Genomic DNA, 20,899 nt, shown 5'->3' with positions numbered 1-20,899 from the left:
ATCAGATCACCGGCGAACCGGGTTGCCTGTTCACATGGAACGTGGCGACCTGGCCCTTCAGGGGCTGGCGGTTCGCCATCGCTTTGCTGTTGTCTTCCATCACTGCGAGCCATTTATTGAATGTTCTTCCCATATCGCCAAACTGCGCCGGCCCTTCATCCTTGGTGCATTGGTGGAACAGCTTCTTGCGTAAGTCAAACGCGACATCCTTGGCCTGGCTGAGCAGATTGAGCTCGCTGTCCATCGCCATGCTGCGCACGTTCAGATTGGCAGACCCGACCGTGAATGCCGCGTCGTCGACGATCGCCACCTTGGAGTGGATATATGTCTCTTCATAGTCGTCTGGCGAGCGCGGCTTCGAGGCACCGCTCCACATCGACCCCATGAGCGCTTTGATGCCGCGCTTTTCCAATTCTTCCGCCGTAATCGGCATCTTCGTCTTGTCGCGCTTGGCCGCCTCCACCCTCTCGGCATGCTCGACGGCCATCGTGTCGCTGCGTCCGAGTTTCAGGGCGATCTCGTAGGTCGCCAGGTCCATGCCGTCCGCCTCAGGCGTCGAGGTCAGGATGAATACATAGATGGGCTTGGTATATCCTGCACCACGCAGCTTCTCGACGCACTTCGTCAGGTGGATCACCCAGTCCTCGTACTGGATGTACTGGTTCTGCAGGAAGATGTAATGCTGGGTGAGCCGGGTCAGGTTGGCATAGCACTCCTTGATCGACTTTTCCTTGGTCTCCGGGTAGGTGCGCATGAGCTGCGCGTCGTGCTGGCCACCGCGCAGGATGAAATCGGCGGCCTTGAGATGTTGCCTGCTTTGCGCAAGCGGTGGCACTTTCTCCGGCATTATGTTGACCGCCTTGGCCGCCGCGCGTGCCGCTTTACCCGCCAGGCGCAGCGGTGTCATCCAGAGTGCGTTGAACAAATCCGAGCCGCCCTTTTGGGATTCGGCCCACCCATAGCAGAAATTGTGATTGAGGTCGTGCAGGATCGGGCCGCGCACGCGCAGCGATACATCCTGGTAGGGCTTAGCGGTAAAGCCGTATTTCCTTTCGAATTCGATGAGGCGCTCAGCTCTTCGCCGTGACGCTTGTCCAGGTTGAAGCCGTTGCATTTGCCGGTCATACAGGTCTCGCGCTTCATCCATGGCGGCGTCCCACTGGCTAATCGCGTCAGCCGGGTTTTTCTTGTAGAGCGTCTCGCGCCGTGAGCACTGGAAGCGATGCTCGATCGTGTCCCAAAAGTCCGTTGTCGAGTTGTGCCCCATCACGTAGCCGATAGCGCGGTCCGGCGTCTCATAATCAATCAGGATCATCTTTTGGTGATGGGTGGGGTAAACGGCCCCAAGTACGCCTTTAGGGCCGACTTTGTATCGCTCACCCCAGAGCGCCGTCACCAGTAGCTCGAGCGCAACTTCACGCGTATGCAGCTCAATCGTCGGCACATTTCCTGCGATGATTTCATCGAACCATTCGCGGTTGTACCGGTCGTGCGTTTCGCCGAAATAGCCAGCATAGGCGCCGATCGTGGGAACGCGGCTGCCAAACAAGCCAGGGTTGTTCTTTTGCACAGCATAAGAGGCCGCATTGTCGTGCCAGAGCAGCAGACGCACCGTGACCGGGTCCTTTTCCCGGGTCGCTATCTGCTTAAGCAGGTCGCCATAGCGCGTACCGTCTTCGGCCCCGCCACCCCGGACCAGCACCATGCCAGGATCGAATCCCCAGGTAATGATGTCCACACTGCGCTGTGCCGCGAGAAGATCCTCGTGTATGTCTCTGAACACCTCCTCACCGCAGATAAGGGGTTTGAGCTCACACGCGTGCCGCGGCGGGTAGGTACCATGCTTGATCGTCCTGACCCACCAGGGGGAGGTCAGGCACTGGTAAGGACCTACTTCCTTGTTGTAGCAGAGCTTCTGTTTGTAGAGCCCTGCATTCTCGTCCATGCTCATTCGCGTCTTCTCCAAAACAAGCCGGTTGTATGGTCAGGTCCGATCCCTGGACCATGGGTTGGCGTCGATCCTGTCCTGGTCCAGGGATGCCACGTCCTCGGACAGGAACCCACCCGGGTTTTCATAGCCGTGATAGCCCACGCCCGCGTTGATCTCGGGCTGCTCGGCGTAAGCGCTCGGCTCGATATCGAAGGACTGGCCGGTCGGGAACTCCACCTTGTAGTTCGCCGTGGCCTCAAGTTCGTGCGCGAACCGGATGTTGCCCTTGTCGTCAACCTTTCCTTGCTCGACCAATGCGCCGTCCTTGAACAGCTTGAAGGGCATGCCGGCACCGGTCCTTCCGGCGGCTTCGGCGTGGCTGCCGAAGTGCAGCGCGGCGCGACCCTTGCGCAACACGTCGGCAACGGGCGGCATGGCGACGGCCATCTCCGCGTTTTTTGCATTGACCAGGCTGTGGTGCGCGGCATGCGCGACGAAGGTGCCGTTGGTGCCGTGTTCGATGCCGCCGGCGGCGAATTTCACGTAGCTGCCGCCGCCGTTGATGACGACTTCTTCCTTGGCGCTGATGGTGATCCGGTTGGCCGTGTGCGTGATGTCCAGCTTGGCCAGCAGCTTGATGTTGTCGGTGAGTGCCTGGACGTCGATGTCGCCGGCTGCGGCCACCATCTTCATGCCCGCCTTCTGGACGAACAGCCGGAAGGTCTGGCGGATGCTGGCGAAGAGATGCGTGCCGGCGGCCACGGACAGGCTTTTGCCGGTCGTGAGGGCCGTGTGGCGGTCGCTGGCGATATGGGTGTCGCCAGCGGTCGTTGTGGCGATGCCGGCGGGGCTGGCCAGCACCAGGTGTGGCTTGTTCAACTCGGGAAAGCCGCCGGCCTTCGACGCCGTCCCCTGGACCGCGTCGTTCTGCGCCCGCAGGAGGGACGCGACGGCGTCCTGGTTGTCGGCCGGTTCCTGCGCGCCGTTCTTGTGCGCGATCTCCGCCAGCAGTTGATGCTGTTCAGCGGCGTGGGTGAGGCGGCGCGTCGTCTCGGCCATGTCCTTGATCGGACCACGTGCCGCCTGCCGCGCCTCGGTCGTGATCAGGAGTCCCTTGGCGGCGCGCGCCACGCCGTGCCCGTCGGTGCGCAATTCCCAGCCTTCGCCGCGCGCGTCCTTGCGCCCGCTGGTGTCCTCGATGCGCGTGATGTGCCCGAGCGAGAGCTGGCTGCACTGGTGGTCGCTTTTGAGCTGCGCCTGGATCTGCTCCTTCGTGTCGTCCAGGACGAGGTGGTTGCCGCGCTTGCCGCCGCCAAGCTCGCGGCTGCGCAGGCCAGCAAGTGCTTGTTGTTTCGGCAGCGACCACGGCGGCATGTGCTTGCCGTTGTGGACGGCCCCGAGGATCAGCGGGTGGTCAATGTTCCCGTTGGCGTAGACGACGGTCACTTCCTCGCCCACGCGCGGCAAGCGGATCTGTCCGAATTCGTGGCCGGCGGCGGGCGTCATCACGCGGATCCATGGCGAGCTGTTCTCGTCATGCTTGCCCAGCCGGTCCCAGTGGAACTGCAGCTTGACCCGCCCGTAGCCGTCCGTGTGGATCTCGGCGCCGGCCGGGCCGACCACGGTGGCCGTGTGCAGCCCCGTGTAGATGCCGGGCTCGCTGTTGAAGCCGCAGCCGGGGCGCCAGCGGATGTCCTTGCGCACGCAGGTAAAACGGCTTTCGTAGTGCGAAGGCGCACCCGGGCCGGCCTGGTAGTTGTTGGTCGCCTCGTGGTCGACGGACAGGATCAGGTAGTCACGGTCGCCGATGCCGGGACGCGGTTCGGGATCGTACTCGAGCGAGCGCGGCTCGGCGCTGAAATGGCCGCCGAGCTTGAAGGTGCGGCCCGGCTGAACGCTTCGGTCGTTGCCGACGGCCTCGAAAGTCTGCGTGTCCTTGTCCTGTTCGACCATGCGCCGCGCCGCCAGCTGCTCGCCGTCGCTGCGCATGCGAAAGCCATATGCGCCGGTGTCCTCGTACACCTCGTAGGGGAAGATGTCGCCTTGCCGGTTAGCGGAATCGAAACTGGCGTGCTGCGCGCCCGGGTTCTTGTAGTCGGTGCTGACCAGGGTGGTCTTGCCCGAGCCTAGATGCCGGCTCGCCGTCCATTCGCGGATGCCGTCGTCCTCGAGCGAGCCGCTCTCGTCGTGAAAGGGGATGACATCCTCATCAATGTGGCGGGTAGCGTCGATCGGCTCGGCCAGGAAGCTCTTATCGGACAGCATGAGCTTGTGGCCATCGAAGCGGTGCTCGTACCAGTAATGCAGGCCGAGCGCTTCCCAGCGGCGGTGCAGGTGGTTGTAGTCGGTCTCGTTGTACTGGTTGGCCACCGTCAGGCGCGGGTCTTCCTCGAAGATGTGCATGTGCCAGTCGGCCTGGGGGTAGTGCTTCAGGGTTTCCTCGGTGATCTCGCGTACGCTTTTATGGTGGAAGGACACGCAATCCTTGCGCAGCCGGGTGAGTGCGAGCCAGGGTTCCAGCACCATCTCGAAGAAGGCGAAGCCGCCATCGCTGCGGAGAAAACGGAACCCGGTGACGTAGCCGTTGAAGTAGCGCAGCGACCCGTCCTGGCGCACCAGGGAGATGGTCACCATTTTTCCCATGACGATCTTCAGCGGGATGCGCGGGTCGTCCGACAGCACCTCGACGTCGAAGCGGTAGCCGCGCGAGACTTCCTCATGGGCGACCAGCTTGTTCGGGAGCAGGATGGCGGGCGGGCCGTCGTCGAACGGGAAGTCCAGCCGCATGAGGCGCTTGTGCTGCGATTGTCCGCTGAACGCTGACAGCGCGGCGCCGGCCGCGATTACCTGACTTTCGCCCATCAACCGCCTCCAATGACTGCTCAAGATGAAAAAATCCAACGGCTAAGTTACCTTGATGTCGCTGGAACGAAATTGACCAGAATCAATATGTTTCCCTGAGCCATGTCTACAGTTTCCTGGGTGTCTACTTCGAATCGATCACCAGACGGGCCTGACATGCTGAAAAACCTGAGACAACATGGGCCAGGACTGGCCCGAAACGATGCCGCCATCGCGGCTGAAAAGCAGCCGCCGCGGGAGCACAAACTGATCGACATCAGTCCGGCGGTGGACTGCAGTCGGGTGACGACGCTTCTCGGGCGGCCCTACCCGGTTCAGTTTCGTAACCAAGGCGCGATCGACGCCTGGACGCGCGCGCTCGGGAACACCGAGGTCTGGCGCCGCTGGCAAGATCCGGGCACGCTGTGCTGGCAGATCAGGAAGGAGATCCTCCGGCAGTTCGAACACGCACGTCCCGAGCGCCCGCTATCGGGGGCGATGGCCGAGATGCTCGCCGAGGACCTGCAAAGGCTCGCGGTCGAGATCAGCGTGAACCTGAAATACCATTTGCAGAAGGGGACGGTGATCGAGGCCACGCCGGCACTGGAAACGCTGCTGACGCACTCGGACGTGGATCTCAGCCTGCCGATGAGCATGGTGGCACCGCCTTACCGGGCCCAGTACCTGCGCTTTGGAGAAACGGCGATGCGCTACCTGAAGGTGCCGGTTGCACAGGCTGACGACCATTTCTTCGACGGGGTGTTCTGTTTCCTGACTCCGCCCGCCGAGCCTTGCGCCGCCGGGGAGCCGCGCTGGACGCTGGAACTCATCTTTGCCAGCAAGCGCCAGGATCTCTACAGAGGCCATGTATCGCTGCTCGGCGAGACCGACAGGGGGAGCACCACAGTAGGTGAATGGTTGACCAGGGTTCTTGGCGCTGTCAAAGAGCAGCGGGACGGGGAGTTCCATCGACGGATGCACGCCGCGGTCAGCTACGTGGTGAAGGTGTTCCTGTACATGGCATTGAAGCAGGCGCGCGTGACGGAGCACCGGGACCACGATGTGGCACTGCGCCGCGCCGCCGGCCTGGGCGAGCGCAAGCGCGCCAAACTCTTGCAGAGATCGGCTTCCCTGTACGACGGCATCATGGTTGGTCCCGAGTCCCTGCCGCCAAGCGCTCCGACTTGTGCGTCTGGCGGCAGCGTGACGCCGCATTGGCGCCGTGGGCACTTCCGGATGCAGCCTTATGGCGCCGGCAACCAGCAGCGTAAGCTCATCTTTGTCGCGCCAGTGCTGGTGCATGCGGAGCAGTTGCAGGGCGAGGTGCCCACGCCAAAATTCTACCGGGCCGGCGCTGGCGCAGTCACTGCGGCTTGATTCATGCCCACCCCCTGTGCCTGGCAGGGGGCGGGTAGCGGCAGGAGCAGCATGGACCTGATTTCGGGGCGGCTGGCAACGCCGTCCGTCCCGGTCAGGAACGTGCTCCAGCCAAGCCGGCGTGGCGTCGCCCTCGTGCTCAGGGTGAAGCGCTTGATGCAGGGAGGCGCCAGCAGCAGCCGTAGTTCGTAACGCACCGTTGGCGTCGCAAACAGGCTGGCCATCTCCGCCAGGGCGGCCAGCGCGTCCCCTCCGGGAAGAAACCCCGCTACCTGCGCTTCGTCGAGAGGGCCGATGTGCAGCCGGGCGCGCAGGTCGTGGCGCCACTGGCGCACGCCGAGCGCCGCACTGCCGCCAAGCGTCGGCGCCGTAACGCCGAGCGTACTGCGCCGGTTCAAGGGGATCGGTGCCCAGCAGCCGACGAACTGCTCCAGCTGGACCGGTAGGCCGAAGTGGGCGCTCAACACCTGTTCAACGGTGCTTGCCGCTACGGGCCGGGTTCTGAGCAGCCCTGAAAAGTAGGCCATCGTCTCCTGCTTCACCTGGCCGGCCAGGTGCGTGCGTCCGTTGGCGGCTGCCGATCTCACGCCCGCCATGGCGGTCAGCATTGGAAGCAGGCGGTCCTGGCCCTGGACGTCGAGGCTATGCTCGACCCGGTATTTGGCCCAGGCTTCATAGAACAGCCCGACCAGGCGGTTCGACAGCACGTCGAGGAGTTCGCGCTGACTCGCATCGCCGTCATGCGCCTTGCGGGCGACGATCCGCTCGGTGTCGTGCAGAGGAAGGGTGCCGCCCGCCCCCAGCAGCCCGATGAATGCCGGCGTGATCCGGATGCGTTTCAGTTCTCCCTTGCGCAGGGAGGCAAGAGGATCCGATACATCCGGCTCGACCTCGAGCGAATGCACTTCGCTGGCCGGGAACGAGAGGGACACGTTGTTCTGGAACCTGAGCACCTCGCGCATGGCACGCTCGTAGGGAACGCCGTGGCGCCGGAACTCGCGCAGCAGGAGGTTGAGCAGCTGCGTGAATTCGAACCGGTACGGCTCAATCAGCAGCAGGCCGATCACACTAGCGCCATGCGTCCGCTTCGTGGCTTGCATCGGAACAGTTCCTTTCCGCTTTGCTGAGACAGGATGATGAGTTCGACAAAGCTGTTCACTTGGATATACAGCGCGAAGAACTCGTCGAGGACCTGCACGAACAGGTGCAGTCCAGCGCCGGCATAGGCTTCTTCGTCGAGCGTGAGGCGGATCTCGGTGCCGTGTACCAGGGAAGAACCGCGCCTGTGGCGCATCCAGGCCGTGGTCTCGCTCTGCTCGAGGGCGACAATGCCGCCGATCTGGCGGCGCGAGACGGGCGAAGCCGCGAAATCGTACAGGGCCAGCATCTCCCGCAAGCCTTCCGCCCCTTCCATCACCAGCGAATGGTGGTTGAGCGCCAGATGCGAGATCAGGCGCCAATGCATGCCGGACGCGTTCGCCAGCCGGACCGGGCGGGTCGGCCTGCGCAACAGGCGGATCACGTTACTTTGCCCTGTCCCGGGAACGAACAGATCGCCATCAGCCGCGCCGATCTTGAGCGAGCATGGCAGGTCGCGGTTGGTGCAATTCAGATCGATGGAAAGGAAGTTACGTTCGATCTCCAGCGGCTCGCAGTCGGCATTGACGAGTGTGATCGATTTCTCATGACCCGGACTGCAGATGGCGAGCGTCTCGTCATGGCGCATCATCCAGTAGTGCCCCTTGCTCATGAGGCTCTCTTCACCATGCCGGAGCGAATAGAAGGGGCGGAATTCCGTGACGACCTTGCCGGCGCCGTTCTGGCGCACCATGTGCACCCGGTCGACCGAATACACTTCGTAAGCTTGCGGGTGGCTGCCATGCGCCAGAAGCGGGTAGTCGGCCGATAGCTGGCTATAGGTGACAGGAACGCCCGGTTGCCTGAACAGGTTGACCACCGGCGTGCAGCCGAGCAGGAGATGCTGTTTCGACAGGCTTGCCAGCATCCGCGCCTTGTCGCCTTCGGGACGGATGTCGGCGATCGCCAGGCGCAGCGTGAAGTGCGTGCGCCCGGCAGGGATGCGGCGGAGCAGCGCGGGGACGTCAATGTCGAAGAAGTTGAATTTCTCGGGAAAGGCGAAATACTCGGCGAGGAGACGGTACGCCGTGTGGGCGCGTGCTTCGAAGGGAATGAGCGCATCGTCATCAGCGAAACCGGCCGGCGTGACAGGAACGACCGGCAATCGCTCCCACGGCCCTTTCTCGTCCAGTTGCACGTAAGCGGCTCGGGTGTGCATGAAAAGGGTGTCGCGCAGCGCGGCGCAGAACGAAGCATCACCGTCGGCGTACAGGCGCATGATGGCAGTGGTTGCCGCACAGAGTGGCTCGCCCGGCCGCTCCGATGAGAACGTCAGCGTCAGCGTAGCGGTGACGCCCTCGGGCAGGCGAGTCGCGACCGGTGCGCAGACGGCCGTGTCGAAGCTCGCGTCAAGCAGCACGACAGGCGACGACTTGACATCGTAGGCAGTCTTGAACGTGCATGGAACGCCGGCTAGCTGTGCGGATTCGAGGAGCGTGCCACGGGGCATATCGGGCAGCGTCTCAGTTTCTTCATCTCCGCCTGGCGCACCCAGCACCCGCGCGATCGCGCACGACGGGAACGGTCGGAGGTAGTGGGGAAACAGGAGGTTGAGTAGCGCCTCGGTGAACTGCGGGTACGAATCGTCCAGGCGCTTCGCGACACGCGCGCTGAGCAAGGCGACGCCCTGGATCAGGCGTTCCACGTGCGGGTCGTTGCATGTGTCGCCGCCAAGCTGCAGTTGTGCCGCGACCTTGGGATAACGCTGCGCGTATTCCCGGCACAGCGACCTGAGGGCCACGAGCTCGCGCTCGTACTTCGTGAACAGTTCATCCATGGGATCGCTGTCTTTCGCTTTCTAGTCTGTGCCTTCGATCGAGTACTGCTGGAGGGACGGTCGAAACACGGCGTTGAATGACATCGATTCGGCCTGCGGCACGCTTTTGAGCCGGGCCGTGATAACGAAGTCGACGCGGTTGATCGCCCCCTGCCGTGGCCGCAGCGCTACCGCAACTTTGTGCAGGCGCGGCTCGTGGCGCTCGATCGCCAGGCGGACGGCCTTGCAGATTTCGTTCTGATCGGTGTCGCTACTCATGCACATGCCGGCGAAGTCGATCAGGCCGTAGTTGACGATGGACCTCGATACTTCCTGATAGGGCTTGAGCGACGCCGGAGACAGGGCCGAGCGGGTATTGAGGAGCGCCTGCAGGTCGCGCGTGATGCTGCGCATGGCTTCCTCCTCAGCCCGCGCGCGCGCTGCATGCTTGTTGCCGGACGCAGGTTCGCCATCGTTGTCAAGGCGGTCGAACAAGCCGCGGGTGAATCCTTGCATGGTGTTCTCCTCGACGAGGCCGGACGTGACCACGGCACACATTATTAAACCTTGTAGAAAGAAAATGTTGCGCCTTCGCAATAGAGCGGCACGGACGAAGTAATGGACTAAGAGAATGAGCAAGATCAACTACTGAACAGCCCCGTGAAGCCATGCTTTCAAGAATCTGTCTGTAGAAAAACTTTATTGGAGGAACTCATGAGCGTGGCATCCAAGATCATGTGGTCGGAGGGCCTGACGCTGGGGCCGCAGCACTTCCAGTGTCAGGACCTTTATCATGAGACGCGGCTCCAGCGAATGGCATCGGCCCTGAACCCGTACTTCTGGGGTGTATGCGCGGTGCAATGGAACCTGGATGGCCTGGCAAATAACTGGCTCGGTGCGAGCACAATGTCGGTCATCTTTCCGGACGGCGAAATTTACGAGGCGCCGACAGCCGACCTGTTGCCTGAGCCGGTCGACCTCTCGCGCCTGCCGGCGAACCTCGACACGTTTACGTTCTGCGCTGCGCTGGCCCTCGTCAAGCCGCACGGCGGTAATGCCAATGAGAACGGACGCTACGTGTGCCGCGACATTGAAACAGCAGATCTGTATAGCGAGGCACTGGCCATCGAGGTGCCGTTCCTGAAAAAGCAGGCGAGGCTAATCGCCCGCGCCGAGGCGAGCGGCCAGCACATCAGCGTTCCCGTGGTTCAAATCCGACGCGCGCCGCAAGGCGGGTTCGAGCTCGACCCGTCCTTTGTTCCACCCAGTATCACGATTGGCGCGGCACCTGCCCTCAGGGGAATGCTGGAAGGGCTGGTCAGCATCATGACCGCGAAAATCGAATCGCTCCAGCGCACGCATCGCAAGGCGAGCAACGAAGTGTACGAGGTCGGTGCGGGCGACATCTCCTCCTGGTGGATGCTCAATATCCTGAGTACCGCCAGCGCCCAACTGATGCACTGCGCCCGGTCCCCGGGACTTCATCCGGAAGCGATGTTTCGGCAGATGCTGGCCGCCGTGGGCGGCTTGATGACCTTTTCCGACCGCTTCAAGACAGCCGACTTGCCGGCCTACCGCCACGAAGCGCTGGGCGAGGTGTTCACGGAGCTCGATGGATTGTTGCGCGACCTGGTCGATACGGTGATTGGAACAAAATATTTCATCATCCCGCTGGTCACCGACGGGGGGAGGCGCGCATACTCGCAAGCGGTACTCGACCCGGCGAAGGTCACGCCACAGACGCAGTTGTGTCTGGCGGTCACCGCAGATATGCCAGGACTTGAGCTGGTGGCGATGGTGCCGATCCGGCTCAAGGTCGCCGCTCCTAACGACCTCGAGAGCATTGTCGGGTCGGCTTTGCCGGGCGTGCCGCTGGCGCACATGCCACAGGTTCCTCCTGCAATTCCGGTACGGCCCAACACCTACTATTTCTCGCTGTCGACGAAAAGCCCGCTCTATGAAAAGGCATTGAAAACAGGGTCCCTCGGAATCTACGCTCCGGACGGTATCCCGGGGCTGAAGATCGAGTTGATTGCAGTTACCTGATTCGGGCTGCGATTCGCGTCGACTGGTGTTTCATGCGTGCATGCTCCCGGGTGAATGCGTGAACTCATGCTGCCAACTGCTCCTGGTGCGCGTTTGAATGCCGGGACTGCTGAACCCAGCAATCAAGTCGCACAGGATAGCCTTTGCACGGAACAAAGGCCAGCTACGGCGCGGAATATGATCGCACGATACTAAACAACTATACATTCGGGCTTACTTTTCCTCTGCATCTGGCCTCTCAAATGGACAAAGTCCAGCTTAGAACCAGATGCCGGTTCCCATCAGCTTTGCATCTAGATGGCGAATTATCGCGATGAGAATCACAATGCCGACACTAGTACCGAACGCGAGAAGGGACAGCCTGCGTTTTCCTTGTTCTCTCAGCGCCAGGCCGGCATAAATCGTCAACGGTAGCAGCGCGAACATAATCAAAATATGGGCGACGTAATAGAGGTGAAGGTACAGATCGGCGGGCAGGATCGCCCAAAGCAGAAATATGATTGCTGGCACGCGAAGGTTAATCAAGAATCTGCGTTTCTGGTCGTCGGAGAAGGGCATGGTTTTCCTCTGGAAGTTGCTGGTTGAGTTCGATCGATTGCGCAAACTGCTGGGTATTGGACATGCGGACGGTGACAACGTTTCCGAAACATTTAGCATTTGCGCACGGCGTGAGCCGCGTTGCCGGTCGCGCGAAGAACCCAGAAAACCAGTCGCGAACGGGCCACTGTCCAGAAGCGCGCGCAGCCGGCCAGTCACCGGGATACTTCGTTGGCAGTCTGCATACCGCTGAACTGCGTTACCTCAAAAACCTTCCCGCGCAATGTGGTTTACTGATGAGTAATTCATGGTGGTCAGCCCACCCGCGAGAGCTCTCTCGTGTCTTTCTTCACAGAAAGCGTAGCTGTCGTTACCAGCATGAGCCGATATTTTCTTAATGCAAGCGTTGCGGATTTGGTATGTCTGCGACACGAAGCACAGTCAGTTATCTCGTCTGCGTGGATGCGCCTGCGTCCACTTCCTTATCTTCAGCAGCGGTAACGCGCGTCTGTCGTTACCTTTTCTATTGATCCTTAACGCGGCAGCGTTCGGTTAGCGGCGGCAGCCATGTGTACGGTTCGACACCGTCACGTGGCAAGCCGTCGCCAGCCTGGCGTTTGCTGCCTGATCGCGGGGTGCGTCCTGCATCCTCGCATTGGCATTCATCGGCGCTATCCGGCGCCAGTGATGCCTGTCTCGGCGAAGCCGTCAGCGCGCGGGTAGGCGTGCGCTGTGGGTACCGTTCGACACGGTCCCGCAGCGCTCGCACGTCTGCGCGCGCGGCCTTGCCACCAGTGCTGTTGTTCCCGTTGCCGTTGGCACGGGGGCGCCAGCAGCGTTGACCCTCCCTCCATGGCACCCGTGCAGCGTGCACCGCGTCGTCACTAGCGGCGCCGACTGCTAGTGACGACGCGGCTTCGGCGGCTTTTTCACTGTGCAGCTCGCTACAACTTCGGTGTGATGGGGGCGTGTGACGAAGGCTAGCCCTCACTGATCCTGCAGCTGATCTGGCTTTTCAAGAACGAGTACGCGAGTGCTCTCCATGGGCCCTGGGTTATTGGCCTGTCCGCTCGGCGGACAACAGCTCGTGCACGAGGTGCACTCCGCATGGAAACCGCGGGTTACCTGGTTTCTTGTCGCTTCGACGGCCGACACGCGCATGGTGATGCGCCCCTTTCGACACTGGGCTAACTGTCGACCGTTGCAGTGATCCCTGGAGGACATGCAACGGCTCCCAATCGCGATGCGGCGCGGGGAAAGAAGCAAAACATCCGCATAAACGGGGAGTGGTGTCCCCGCGGCCAAATTGACCTGCTACCGCTGCGGCGGTAATGGGCGGCCAAAAACACTTACCTGAAAACCCATACACCGCGCAGCAAAACGAAATAAACCATTTATCCGATTGAGGTGGATGCGATGCGTAATCTTGAATACCAATTCAACCGAATGTGCAGCCGCAATAAGGACGGTTCGTATGCAACCCAGGCAACGAGGCGACGCCTGTTTTCGATAATTGCACACGACACGGCGCAGCTCGGATATCGCAATCTCGAAATTGGCGGCCTCAAGCCGAAGCACGTTGAGGCCTTGGTCGCATACTGGAAAGAAAAGCAGCTGGCAATTGGCACCATTAAAAACCTGATGACGGCAATGCGATATTGGGCGCAGCACGTTGGAAAGGACAACGTCGTCAGCCGAAACAACAGCGACTATGGCATCGGGGACCGCACCTACGTGACCAATGTAAGCAAAGCCACGGTGGTAACAGATGACCAGCTGGCCGGGATAAAAGACCCGTACACGCGGATGTCCCTGCTACTCCAGCGTGAGTTCGGATTGAGGCGCGAGGAAAGTTTAAAGATGAGGCCCGAATGGGCCGACTGCGGTGACAGGCTGTGCCTCAAGGATTCCTGGACGAAAGGAGGCAAGGCGCGCGCGATACCTATCACAACCGAAGCACAGCGCGCGGCGCTGGACGCCGCGAAAGCACTTGCCGGGAAAGGTAGCCTAATCCCGAAAGGCATGTCTTACAAAGACCAGCTTGAGCGCTTCAAGGCGGCGTGCGCGCAGGCTGGCATCAAGCACGTGCATGGGCAGCGTCACCGCTTCGCCCAACAGCGCTACGAAGCGCTGACAGGGTGGAAGGCGCCTGCCTGCGGCGGTCCGACTTCGAAAATGCTCACCCCCGAGCAGAAAGCCCGCGACCGGGCCGTGCGGCTGCTGATTTCAAAAGAGCTCGGCCACGAGCGCGAGCAGATTACTGCGGTTTATCTCGGCCGCTAATAGACCATGAACACCCTCGACCTCAAGCAGGCGGCTGCCTTCCTCAGGATGCATCCCGAGGAAGTTCGGCGCCGCGCGAAGCTGGGACTGCTGCCAGGCGCCAAGCCTGGCAAGTCGTGGGTGTTCATTGAGGACGACCTGGCTGCGTGGCTGCGCGGCCAATACCTGCCGGCGGCGCCGCTGCCGTCGAAGATCGGAAAGGAACAGGCAACATGGCAATCTACAAGCGCGGCAAGACTTGGTGGATCGACTTCACCACGCCACGGGGAGAGCGCGTTAGACGCTCTGCTCAGACAGGCGACAGGATCGCGGCACAGGAACTCCACGACCGGCTGAAGGCCGAGGCCTGGCGCGTCCAGCAGCTGGGCGAGCGGCCCGCGTACACATGGGACGACGCGGGCTATCGGTGGCTGCAAGAGACAGCCCACAAGCGCACGCATGGCGACGACATCGCGAAGCTGGCCTGGTTGCAGCAGTTCCTGCGCGGCCGGCCACTGGCCGAAATCACGCGCGAGGAGATCGCGGCGATCGGCGAGCGCAAGAAGGCGGAAGCCAGCGGCGCGACGGCCAACCGTTACCTGTCCCTGATACGCGCGATCCTGCGCAAGGCTTGGCAGGAATGGGAGTGGATCGACCGGGCGCCGAAGTTGACGCTCTACCGGGAATCCAAGCGGCGGGTGCGATGGATCACCTCCGAACAGGCCAAGGTGCTGCTCGCCGAGCTGCCGGAGCACCAGCGTGACATCACCCTGTTCGCGCTGGCGACCGGACTGCGCCAAGCGAACGTGACGAAGCTCGAATGGCAGCAAGTTGACCTCGACCGGGGAACCTGCTGGATCGCCGGCGAGCAGGCAAAGGCGGGCGAGGATCTCCATGTGTCGCTGAACGATGTTGCGCGGGAGGTACTGCGGCGCCAACGCGGCAAACACGCCACGCGTGTCTTCACCTACATGGGAAGGCCGATCACACAAGTCAACACCAAAGCGTGGCGCAAGGCCCTGCAGCGGGCAGGTATCGAGAACTTCCGCTGGCACGACCTCAGACACACCTGGGCGAGCTGGCTGGTCCAGCACGGGACACCGCTGTATGACCTTCAGGAGATGGGCGGCTGGAAGTCGGCGACGATGGTGCGGCGCTACGCCCACCTGGCGCCGGCGCAGCTCGCGCAGCATGCGGCCGTCGTTGACGGCCTGCTTGCCACCAGCGCCCTGCCCCGGCTGGACGACCGAGGACGGAAACCGTGAACGCCTGACGCACATTAAGACGTGGGCATGCGGCCTGGGTATCGTAATGGAGCGAAGTGGTATACCGGAACAATCAAAATTACGGAATAAGGTGAAAACATGGGGCGCCCGGCAGCGATCACGTACGAGCAAGTGAAGGAATTCATGGACGAACGGCTGGCCGAAGGCGACAGGCCCACTATCGACCAGGCTTGGGAAGCGTTCGGCAAGAAGGGCAGCAAGGGAACGATCCACAAACTGGTGAAGCGCTATCACACCGAGTCGGAAGCGCAGAAGACACCTGCGAGCTTGCGGCTCCTGCCGCCAGCCTTGCAGGGTGCGATCCTGGCGTTCGCCGACCAGACGGCGCACGTGGCGCGCGAAGCGATGGCTGTCCAGCTGCTCGAGTACCAGCAGCATGCCGATGCCCTGGCCGAGGATAACGAGCGGCTGGAGGCCGACGTGACCCAGCGCGACGAGCAGCTGGAGCGCGCTACGGCCGACATGGTTGCGGTCGAACGCAAGATTGCGCTGCTTGAGTCGGAACTGGCCGGTGCGCGCGAGCAGATCGCCCAGGAGCGGGCCGCCGGGCAGCAGGCAACTACCATGCTCGCCAAAGTGGAGCAACGCTTGGAAGAGGCCGGGAAAGTGCACGACGAGCTGCGGCACGCGCGCGAAGAGTGCACAAGGGAGCGCAACGCACGCATTGAGGCCGAGCTGGCGTTGGCCGAGGTGAAAGCCCAGAAAGCGCTGCACGAGGAACGTGCCCAGGATATGGCGGCGTCGCTGGCGAGCGCCCGCGCTGCCTGTCAAAAGCTTGAGTCGCGCAACGCCGAACTGGACGCGCACCTGAAACGTGCAGAGCGTGAATGCGCTGATGCGCAGCGCGAGTTGGCAGTCCACTGCGCGGTGAGGGCGAAGCCAGCTGGGCGTGCGTCGAAGACAAGTAAGGCAGCTTCACAGGGAACGCTGGGGCTTGGTGGCGACGGAGCCGATCGCGCGCCTGGCTGATTTGCCTACTTTTCCATGCCGAAGCTGGTCACCGCCGATGTCGGCGCGCTCAGCGTGCGATCAGGTTCGCCCGGCAGCACCAAACGCCCGATGGCACGCGCGTATAATTTAAGCTAACCGTATCGTCAGAGGGGCAATCATGAGCTCGGATATGCGTCGCGCGCACTCTGGATCGATATCGCCTGTCCAATGCTCCCGGCGCATACCGCATGAGGGCATCGACGAGAGGAGCCTTGGCGGCTCCACCGCGCGTATCGTCGAGTTGTCCAGCACCCTCGGCTTGCCACCTCGCACGCTGCTTGGTTGTCTCGGTATCTCGCGCGCCAGGATGAACCGTCTGGCGCAAGCCAATCAACCGCCCTCGCTCCATGAGTCCGAACGCGTATTGGGCGTCGAGAACCTGATCTATCAAGTGCAAGCGATGGTCGCTGACGGTGCGCCTGGCAAGGCTGACGGCTTCAATGCGGCCCGTTGGCTCGGTCGCTGGATACTGAAGCCGTTGCCGGCACTGGGCAGACGTCTTCCGGCCAGCTATCTCCACACAATCGAAGGGCAGAAGTTCGTAGGAGGCCTGCTTGCGATGTATGCGAGTGGAGCGTACGCCTGATTTGACCGACGAGCGACCGGATCTGGCACCTAGCCGACTTGCCTTTCGGTCTTGTGAATCGCTCAAAACGATTGAGATTCAGCAGTCGGCGCCTGTGGCTAGCCGCCGTAGCTGAGTCAAACTGTTCCACGCGTCCCGGAGGCAGCGCCCAACCATCCGCTCGCTGGCGTGATCATGTCCTTTTGTCGCATTGGATCGTCTACGCCGTGGGCTTTGCGGTATATGTGCCGGTAATGTCCAGGAGTGTGCCGAATCCCTGTCCGGCGTGGGAGGCAAGCGTACTAAAGGTGTCTAGGTCGCCGCTCTACCGATGGGCCGGTTAGCCGGGGCTAGACGCTTGTCCTTGACTTGCGGAGCGGTGTTTGTGCTCCGAAGCGTGCGCGAGAGGCGGACGTCGGTACCGCTGGCCAGGCAGCTCACTCTTCCAGCAGCGAGCTTTCCCATCTGTCTACCCGGTCCTGCGTATCGTCGGGCTTGTAGCCGCGCCGGGCTGCCTCTTCCATGAGGCGGATCGCTTCCAGCGCATGCCCCCTGCGTTTTTCTTTGCGATCAGCGCCCCCGCCGCCATTGATATGCCAGTACGCCAGGCTGACTTGCGCTTCCATGTCCCCTTGTGCCGCGGCTTTCTGCAGCCATTGGATGCCAGGACTGTCCGCAGTCGCAGCGCGCGCTTGCGCATCGTCGATCAGGTACTTGCCGAGCATGCGCTGGCCGATCGGGTCACCTGCTGTGGCAGCCCGGCGCCACCACTCGATGGCAAGCTGCTCGCTCTCCTCGACACCATCACCCCGCGCATACCGCGAGGCAATAGCGAGACGTGCATGTAACAGAAGCCAGAGCGAAACCGTCGGCCATCCAGCGTTGCGCCAAGCCGGCCGGGATTACCAGATCAACAGGAATTCCACGTCGCCGCTGGTTTCGCACAATTCCTGGCGCCAGGAGCGAGGGTCGTTCACACTCGACCATGCCACTCCCGGTGGTGTCGAATGGCGGGCGGCAGTGAACTGCTCTTGCATGGCTACGACGACGCTGCCCGCCTGCGGCCAGCCACTGCTCGACACCTCGGCGATCTCGTTGCCGGCTGCGAGCTCCGCGGCCAGGGCCTTGCGCAACCCGGGCGGGAGGCGCAGGACCAGCGTCAGCCACGCCGGCGACGTCACCGGCTCCGGCCCGCTTTGTTCCAGCAGGGCGATCATCGCCGCGCGATCGCCGCCGAGCTTCTTGTGGTTCCACATGTGGGGTGGGCGGTACCCGAAGACTTGGGAATCACCATTGCAATTGGACTTCAAAGCATGCTTGTCGTTCATCGTGATCACGGCAGTATTAAGCATCGCGGACGACAGTCGGCGACAAAGCGGCACCGCGTCACGCGCCGGTTCACTTCCAGAAGCGCCACCATGGCCGGTGGGCGCGTATTTGCTGCTCGCAATCAGCCAATCCTTCCAGCGTGGCCTCGCGCTGCTTGTGATGCCATTCGTCGACCTGATCGAGGTGCTCGAGCTGTTCCAGTGCCAGCCGGTACAGGGGCAGTGCACGCTCGTGCTGGCCGGCTCGGCTCAGGCTCTTGGCGGCCATGCGTGTGGCCATGGGCCGGTTGGCGGCGCACAGTTCGGGCAGCACGGCTTCCAGGCGCGCCAGGGAGTCCGCCTCCTGGCTACTGCCGCTGCAGTACAGGGTTACGCTCAAGCATTCCCAATAATCGCCCGCATGTTTGGACCGTTCGCCCTCGTTGAGCGCGGCCCACCATTGATCAAGTCGCTCCCGCCAGACAGCGAGCTCCGGCCCGCGTTCCTGGCGATACAGGTACTTGACCACGTCGAGGATGTAGCCTGCCGCATTATGACGCGAGTAACCGTACTCGGCCGCGTAGTGCCAGAGCCGCTCGGCGGCGTCGACGAAGCCCGGTTCGTCCTCCAGTAGCAACAGGCAGTACATCAATCCCTCATAGTGTTCGGCGAAAGGACTCGCTTCGATGCCCTTGCGGTGCAGTGCGATAGCGCCATGGTAATTCGATGTGTGGATACGGTAATAGATCGCAAGGTTATTGCACAGCATGGAGTAGACATGCACGTCACCGTCGCGGTACATACCCCGTCCGGTTGCGAAAAATTGTTCGAACAGCGCCGCGCCGTGCTCGTAGTAACGGGCTGCCAGTGCATCCACGGCCTGTTGCGGCCAGTCGCTGCCGGGCGCAAGCTCGTCGCGCGTATCATTTTGCAGTAACACGGCGGTGGTGTAGCACCACCCGGCGCAGGCAATGTCCACGAACGGCATCTGGAGCGCTCGCTCCACGCCATGGAGCCGCATGCGGCAGAGCCAGATTTTCGGCACCACCGCAGACGTCGCCAGCGACGGGTCGCGCGCCGCCGATTCCAGTAGCGGCAGGGCGGCAGCGTCGTCGTGCGCACAGTCGGATAGATAGAGACCTTCGACCGCGTCGATGGCAGGCTGCGCCGCTCCCCCGGCACGCGCCAGCTGCAGGTAGGCCCTGAAGGAGTCGGCCGGGTCTTCCTGGCCAGCTACCCACCTGGTTTCCTCGACGGTGCTGGCCTTGGCGAGTAGCAGTGGCCAGTACGGGCTGCTCGCGTTGCTTCCGCTCCGCGTGCCATCCTCGGCCAGCTGCGCGAGCGCGACCCGGCAGGCGTGGTCGCCTGACGCGACTCGCTGGTTGAACACGCATTCGAACGCCAGCGCGGCTGCTTCTTTCTGCCGGGCGGCTTGGAGCAGCCAGTCCAGCACGAGTACGCTGAACGCATCATCTCCATTGTCACAGACAAGCGCGTAGCGACCGGCGCGCGCCACATCCAGCGCTTCGACAAGTGCCCCTTGCTGGTACAGTGCTCGCGCCTGGAGGCGCGCTGCGCGGATAGCGATGTCGCGACGCCCCGGCAGCGGCATCGTGTCGGTCGCCAGTGCATGCACCCGCTCGATGACGGTCGCCACGTTCTGCGGTATCAGGGTCACCAGGTTGTTGCCCAGATGCAGCCAGTCGTTCACATCCAGATCTTGCTCGGGCCCGGCATCCTGGAATGCCTGCAAAGCCTCGGCAGCGGAGGCCCGCGCATGTTCCTCCAGGCCTTCGCGCGCGTAACTGTGTGCGCGCCAGAGAGCCGTATTGCTCTTGTCGAAAGCGCGGTAGGAAGCGCGCTCTGCCTGCGCGCGCTGGTAAGCATGACGCCCTTCGGCGCAGCGCCGTTCCAGTTCGTAGTGGCCTGTGCGGCCGGCAAGCGAGCCAAGGTAGTCCCATGCTTCGTGCGACTGGACGTCGTGCGCCATGCTGCTCAGTAGTGTGAAGGCTGACTCGGCGGCGGGAAGAGCGCGCTCTGGGGTGTCGGCCAGCACCTGGGCCCGTGTCAGGGCAAGCGTCAACACGGTGTTATCGTACTCGTCGCGCGTCACGGTGTTCTGCACGGCCTCTCCATCCAGGTCCAGTACCTGCAAGGCGGCGTCAGGCTCGCCTGCATGACTCCACAGATTCGCGAGACGGCACACCCTTTCGAGTGTATCGGCACGAAACTGACGGCGCTGCATGGCAGCGCGCAAGTTGTTCTGAGTGAGGGACGATGCCAACCCGCTCTCGAGCTGCTGCTCGAGTGCTTCTTCGGTTTTGTCGAGGAACGCCTCCAGCGCATCGGCGCTAAGGGCGGATGAATTGGCGAGTATTGACATGAATGGCCCGTTGGAGTCTGCTGCCGGCGGGTGCCACAGCAATTAGAGTAGGCGCAACTGCGACAACTGTTAAGTCAACAAGACTGTCATGCAGTACGATCAGGGTAGCGTTTCCTTGCAGCATATTCGACGCACGAGGAGTCCTCCAGACATTGGTCAGACGCTCCCAAGAATTCCCAAAAACTCTTGGCCCGCACGCTCCAGGAAGCTGGGGACGAACGCCGGACGCACTACCAATCCAACCTGTTGCTATCGCTCCTAGTGTTCAAAATGATTGCGAGGCCGCGGAATCGAGTTTTAACAATCAGGTCATGAAGGTTTCCTACACTCCCGATGAGTTCAGCCACGGAAGACTTCATGAGCACGTCCTTCTCAAATCCTTCGAGCAGCAAGCCCTGCAGGGCCCAGTGCTCCGCTTTTCAGCGGTCCGCTGTCTCGCCCGGGCAGTTGCGAGTTGGTCGTTCAACCGGTGATGGCTAGCC

16 protein-coding genes and 1 pseudogene are annotated in these 20,899 nt (G+C 62.3%); 7 read left to right on the top strand and 10 right to left on the bottom strand.

Features of this window, described 5'->3' with window-relative positions:
• Position 1: 1 nt before the first annotated feature.
• On the bottom strand, positions 2 to 1,951 hold the full coding sequence (locus ACSUZJ_RS08420; protein WP_499415100.1) for a phospholipase D-like domain-containing protein: 1,950 nt from the start codon (positions 1,949 to 1,951) through the stop codon (positions 2 to 4).
• Positions 1,952 to 1,984: 33 nt separating this feature from the next.
• Positions 1,985 to 4,792 (bottom strand): type VI secretion system Vgr family protein, encoded by a 2,808-nt coding sequence (locus ACSUZJ_RS08415; protein ID WP_499415098.1) that lies wholly within the window; start codon positions 4,790 to 4,792, stop codon positions 1,985 to 1,987.
• Positions 4,793 to 4,948: 156 nt separating this feature from the next.
• On the opposite strand from ACSUZJ_RS08415, the gene ACSUZJ_RS08410 reads away from it, so the two are divergent.
• On the top strand, positions 4,949 to 6,148 hold the full coding sequence (locus tag ACSUZJ_RS08410; RefSeq protein WP_499415096.1) for an AcrVA2 family anti-CRISPR protein: 1,200 nt from the start codon (positions 4,949 to 4,951) through the stop codon (positions 6,146 to 6,148).
• Here the strand turns inward: ACSUZJ_RS08410 and tssG are convergent.
• From tssG to tssE, 3 genes are read right to left on the bottom strand one after another with little or no spacing between them, the layout of a single operon-like run.
• Positions 6,112 to 7,215: a type VI secretion system baseplate subunit TssG gene (tssG, locus tag ACSUZJ_RS08405; RefSeq protein ID WP_499415094.1), complete on the bottom strand. Its 1,104-nt coding sequence runs from the start codon at positions 7,213 to 7,215 to the stop codon at positions 6,112 to 6,114. The genes ACSUZJ_RS08410 and tssG overlap by 37 nt on opposite strands.
• Positions 7,212 to 9,062 carry a type VI secretion system baseplate subunit TssF gene (gene tssF, locus ACSUZJ_RS08400; RefSeq protein ID WP_499415092.1) on the bottom strand — a complete coding sequence of 617 codons (1,851 nt, stop codon included), beginning with the start codon at positions 9,060 to 9,062 and terminating at the stop codon, positions 7,212 to 7,214. The genes tssG and tssF overlap by 4 nt, the downstream gene beginning before the upstream one ends.
• Before the next feature lie 21 nt (positions 9,063 to 9,083).
• Positions 9,084 to 9,557, bottom strand: coding sequence for a type VI secretion system baseplate subunit TssE (tssE, locus tag ACSUZJ_RS08395; RefSeq protein WP_499415090.1), 474 nt, complete (start codon positions 9,555 to 9,557; stop codon positions 9,084 to 9,086).
• A gap of 198 nt (positions 9,558 to 9,755) precedes the next feature.
• Between tssE and tssK the strand changes: the two genes are divergently transcribed.
• Positions 9,756 to 11,087 (top strand): type VI secretion system baseplate subunit TssK, encoded by a 1,332-nt coding sequence (gene tssK, locus ACSUZJ_RS08390; protein WP_499415088.1) that lies wholly within the window; start codon positions 9,756 to 9,758, stop codon positions 11,085 to 11,087.
• 258 nt (positions 11,088 to 11,345) lie between these two features.
• Here the strand turns inward: tssK and ACSUZJ_RS08385 are convergent, their stop codons facing one another.
• Positions 11,346 to 11,645 carry a hypothetical protein gene (locus ACSUZJ_RS08385; protein WP_499415086.1) on the bottom strand — a complete coding sequence of 100 codons (300 nt, stop codon included), beginning with the start codon at positions 11,643 to 11,645 and terminating at the stop codon, positions 11,346 to 11,348.
• Between the two features lie 1,395 nt (positions 11,646 to 13,040).
• Here ACSUZJ_RS08385 and ACSUZJ_RS08380 point away from each other — a divergent pair.
• The 5 genes from ACSUZJ_RS08380 to ACSUZJ_RS08360 all read left to right on the top strand — a co-directional run bounded on the left by ACSUZJ_RS08380 (position 13,041) and on the right by ACSUZJ_RS08360 (position 16,748).
• Positions 13,041 to 13,907: a phage integrase N-terminal domain-containing protein gene (locus tag ACSUZJ_RS08380; RefSeq protein WP_499415084.1), complete on the top strand. Its 867-nt coding sequence runs from the start codon at positions 13,041 to 13,043 to the stop codon at positions 13,905 to 13,907.
• Positions 13,908 to 13,913: 6 nt separating this feature from the next.
• Positions 13,914 to 14,243, top strand: coding sequence for a helix-turn-helix domain-containing protein (locus ACSUZJ_RS08375; RefSeq protein ID WP_499415082.1), 330 nt, complete (start codon positions 13,914 to 13,916; stop codon positions 14,241 to 14,243).
• A complete protein-coding gene (locus tag ACSUZJ_RS08370) occupies positions 14,126 to 15,151 on the top strand; it encodes a tyrosine-type recombinase/integrase (protein ID WP_499416481.1) in 1,026 nt (341 codons plus the stop codon). The genes ACSUZJ_RS08375 and ACSUZJ_RS08370 overlap by 118 nt, the downstream gene beginning before the upstream one ends.
• 99 nt (positions 15,152 to 15,250) lie before the next feature.
• Positions 15,251 to 16,141: a DNA-binding protein gene (locus tag ACSUZJ_RS08365; RefSeq protein WP_499415080.1), complete on the top strand. Its 891-nt coding sequence runs from the start codon at positions 15,251 to 15,253 to the stop codon at positions 16,139 to 16,141.
• A 139-nt stretch (positions 16,142 to 16,280) separates the two neighbouring features.
• Positions 16,281 to 16,748, top strand: coding sequence for a hypothetical protein (locus tag ACSUZJ_RS08360; RefSeq protein ID WP_499415078.1), 468 nt, complete (start codon positions 16,281 to 16,283; stop codon positions 16,746 to 16,748).
• 416 nt (positions 16,749 to 17,164) lie between these two features.
• On the opposite strand, the gene ACSUZJ_RS08355 is transcribed toward ACSUZJ_RS08360, so the two are convergent.
• From ACSUZJ_RS08355 to ACSUZJ_RS08340, 4 genes and pseudogenes are all read right to left on the bottom strand, one after another.
• Positions 17,165 to 17,452: a hypothetical protein gene (locus tag ACSUZJ_RS08355; protein WP_499415076.1), complete on the bottom strand. Its 288-nt coding sequence runs from the start codon at positions 17,450 to 17,452 to the stop codon at positions 17,165 to 17,167.
• A gap of 27 nt (positions 17,453 to 17,479) precedes the next feature.
• Positions 17,480 to 17,557 (bottom strand): annotated as a pseudogene (locus ACSUZJ_RS08350) (SEL1-like repeat protein); the annotation flags it as partial.
• Positions 17,558 to 17,629: 72 nt separating this feature from the next.
• Positions 17,630 to 18,055, bottom strand: a complete 426-nt coding sequence (locus ACSUZJ_RS08345; RefSeq protein ID WP_499415074.1) for a hypothetical protein — start codon at positions 18,053 to 18,055, stop codon at positions 17,630 to 17,632.
• 70 nt (positions 18,056 to 18,125) lie between these two features.
• Positions 18,126 to 20,417, bottom strand: coding sequence for a hypothetical protein (locus ACSUZJ_RS08340; RefSeq protein ID WP_499415072.1), 2,292 nt, complete (start codon positions 20,415 to 20,417; stop codon positions 18,126 to 18,128).
• Between the last annotated feature and the right edge of the window lie 482 nt (positions 20,418 to 20,899).

Origin of the sequence: Telluria sp. B2, assembly GCF_051789535.1 — a bacterium.
Taxonomy (GTDB): Bacteria; Pseudomonadota; Gammaproteobacteria; order Burkholderiales; family Burkholderiaceae_D; genus Telluria.
The sequence above is the reverse complement of the archived record's forward strand: the minus strand, read 5'-3'. Positions and strand labels throughout refer to the sequence as shown.

Bases quoted from the DNA above. Each gene is read 5' to 3' on its own strand.
- ACSUZJ_RS08420 (WP_499415100.1), bottom strand. From the start codon at position 1,951: ATGAGCATGGACGAGAATGCAGGGCTCTACAAACAGAAGCTCTGCTAC.
- ACSUZJ_RS08415 (WP_499415098.1), bottom strand. From the start codon at position 4,792: ATGGGCGAAAGTCAGGTAATCGCGGCCGGCGCCGCGCTGTCAGCGTTC.
- ACSUZJ_RS08410 (WP_499415096.1), top strand. From the start codon at position 4,949: ATGCTGAAAAACCTGAGACAACATGGGCCAGGACTGGCCCGAAACGAT.
- tssF (WP_499415092.1), bottom strand. From the start codon at position 9,062: ATGGATGAACTGTTCACGAAGTACGAGCGCGAGCTCGTGGCCCTCAGG.
- tssE (WP_499415090.1), bottom strand. From the start codon at position 9,557: ATGCAAGGATTCACCCGCGGCTTGTTCGACCGCCTTGACAACGATGGC.
- tssK (WP_499415088.1), top strand. From the start codon at position 9,756: ATGAGCGTGGCATCCAAGATCATGTGGTCGGAGGGCCTGACGCTGGGG.
- ACSUZJ_RS08385 (WP_499415086.1), bottom strand. From the start codon at position 11,645: ATGCCCTTCTCCGACGACCAGAAACGCAGATTCTTGATTAACCTTCGC.
- ACSUZJ_RS08380 (WP_499415084.1), top strand. From the start codon at position 13,041: ATGCGTAATCTTGAATACCAATTCAACCGAATGTGCAGCCGCAATAAG.
- ACSUZJ_RS08375 (WP_499415082.1), top strand. From the start codon at position 13,914: ATGAACACCCTCGACCTCAAGCAGGCGGCTGCCTTCCTCAGGATGCAT.
- ACSUZJ_RS08365 (WP_499415080.1), top strand. From the start codon at position 15,251: ATGGGGCGCCCGGCAGCGATCACGTACGAGCAAGTGAAGGAATTCATG.
- ACSUZJ_RS08360 (WP_499415078.1), top strand. From the start codon at position 16,281: ATGAGCTCGGATATGCGTCGCGCGCACTCTGGATCGATATCGCCTGTC.
- ACSUZJ_RS08355 (WP_499415076.1), bottom strand. From the start codon at position 17,452: ATGCTCGGCAAGTACCTGATCGACGATGCGCAAGCGCGCGCTGCGACT.
- ACSUZJ_RS08345 (WP_499415074.1), bottom strand. From the start codon at position 18,055: ATGAACGACAAGCATGCTTTGAAGTCCAATTGCAATGGTGATTCCCAA.
- ACSUZJ_RS08340 (WP_499415072.1), bottom strand. From the start codon at position 20,417: ATGTCAATACTCGCCAATTCATCCGCCCTTAGCGCCGATGCGCTGGAG.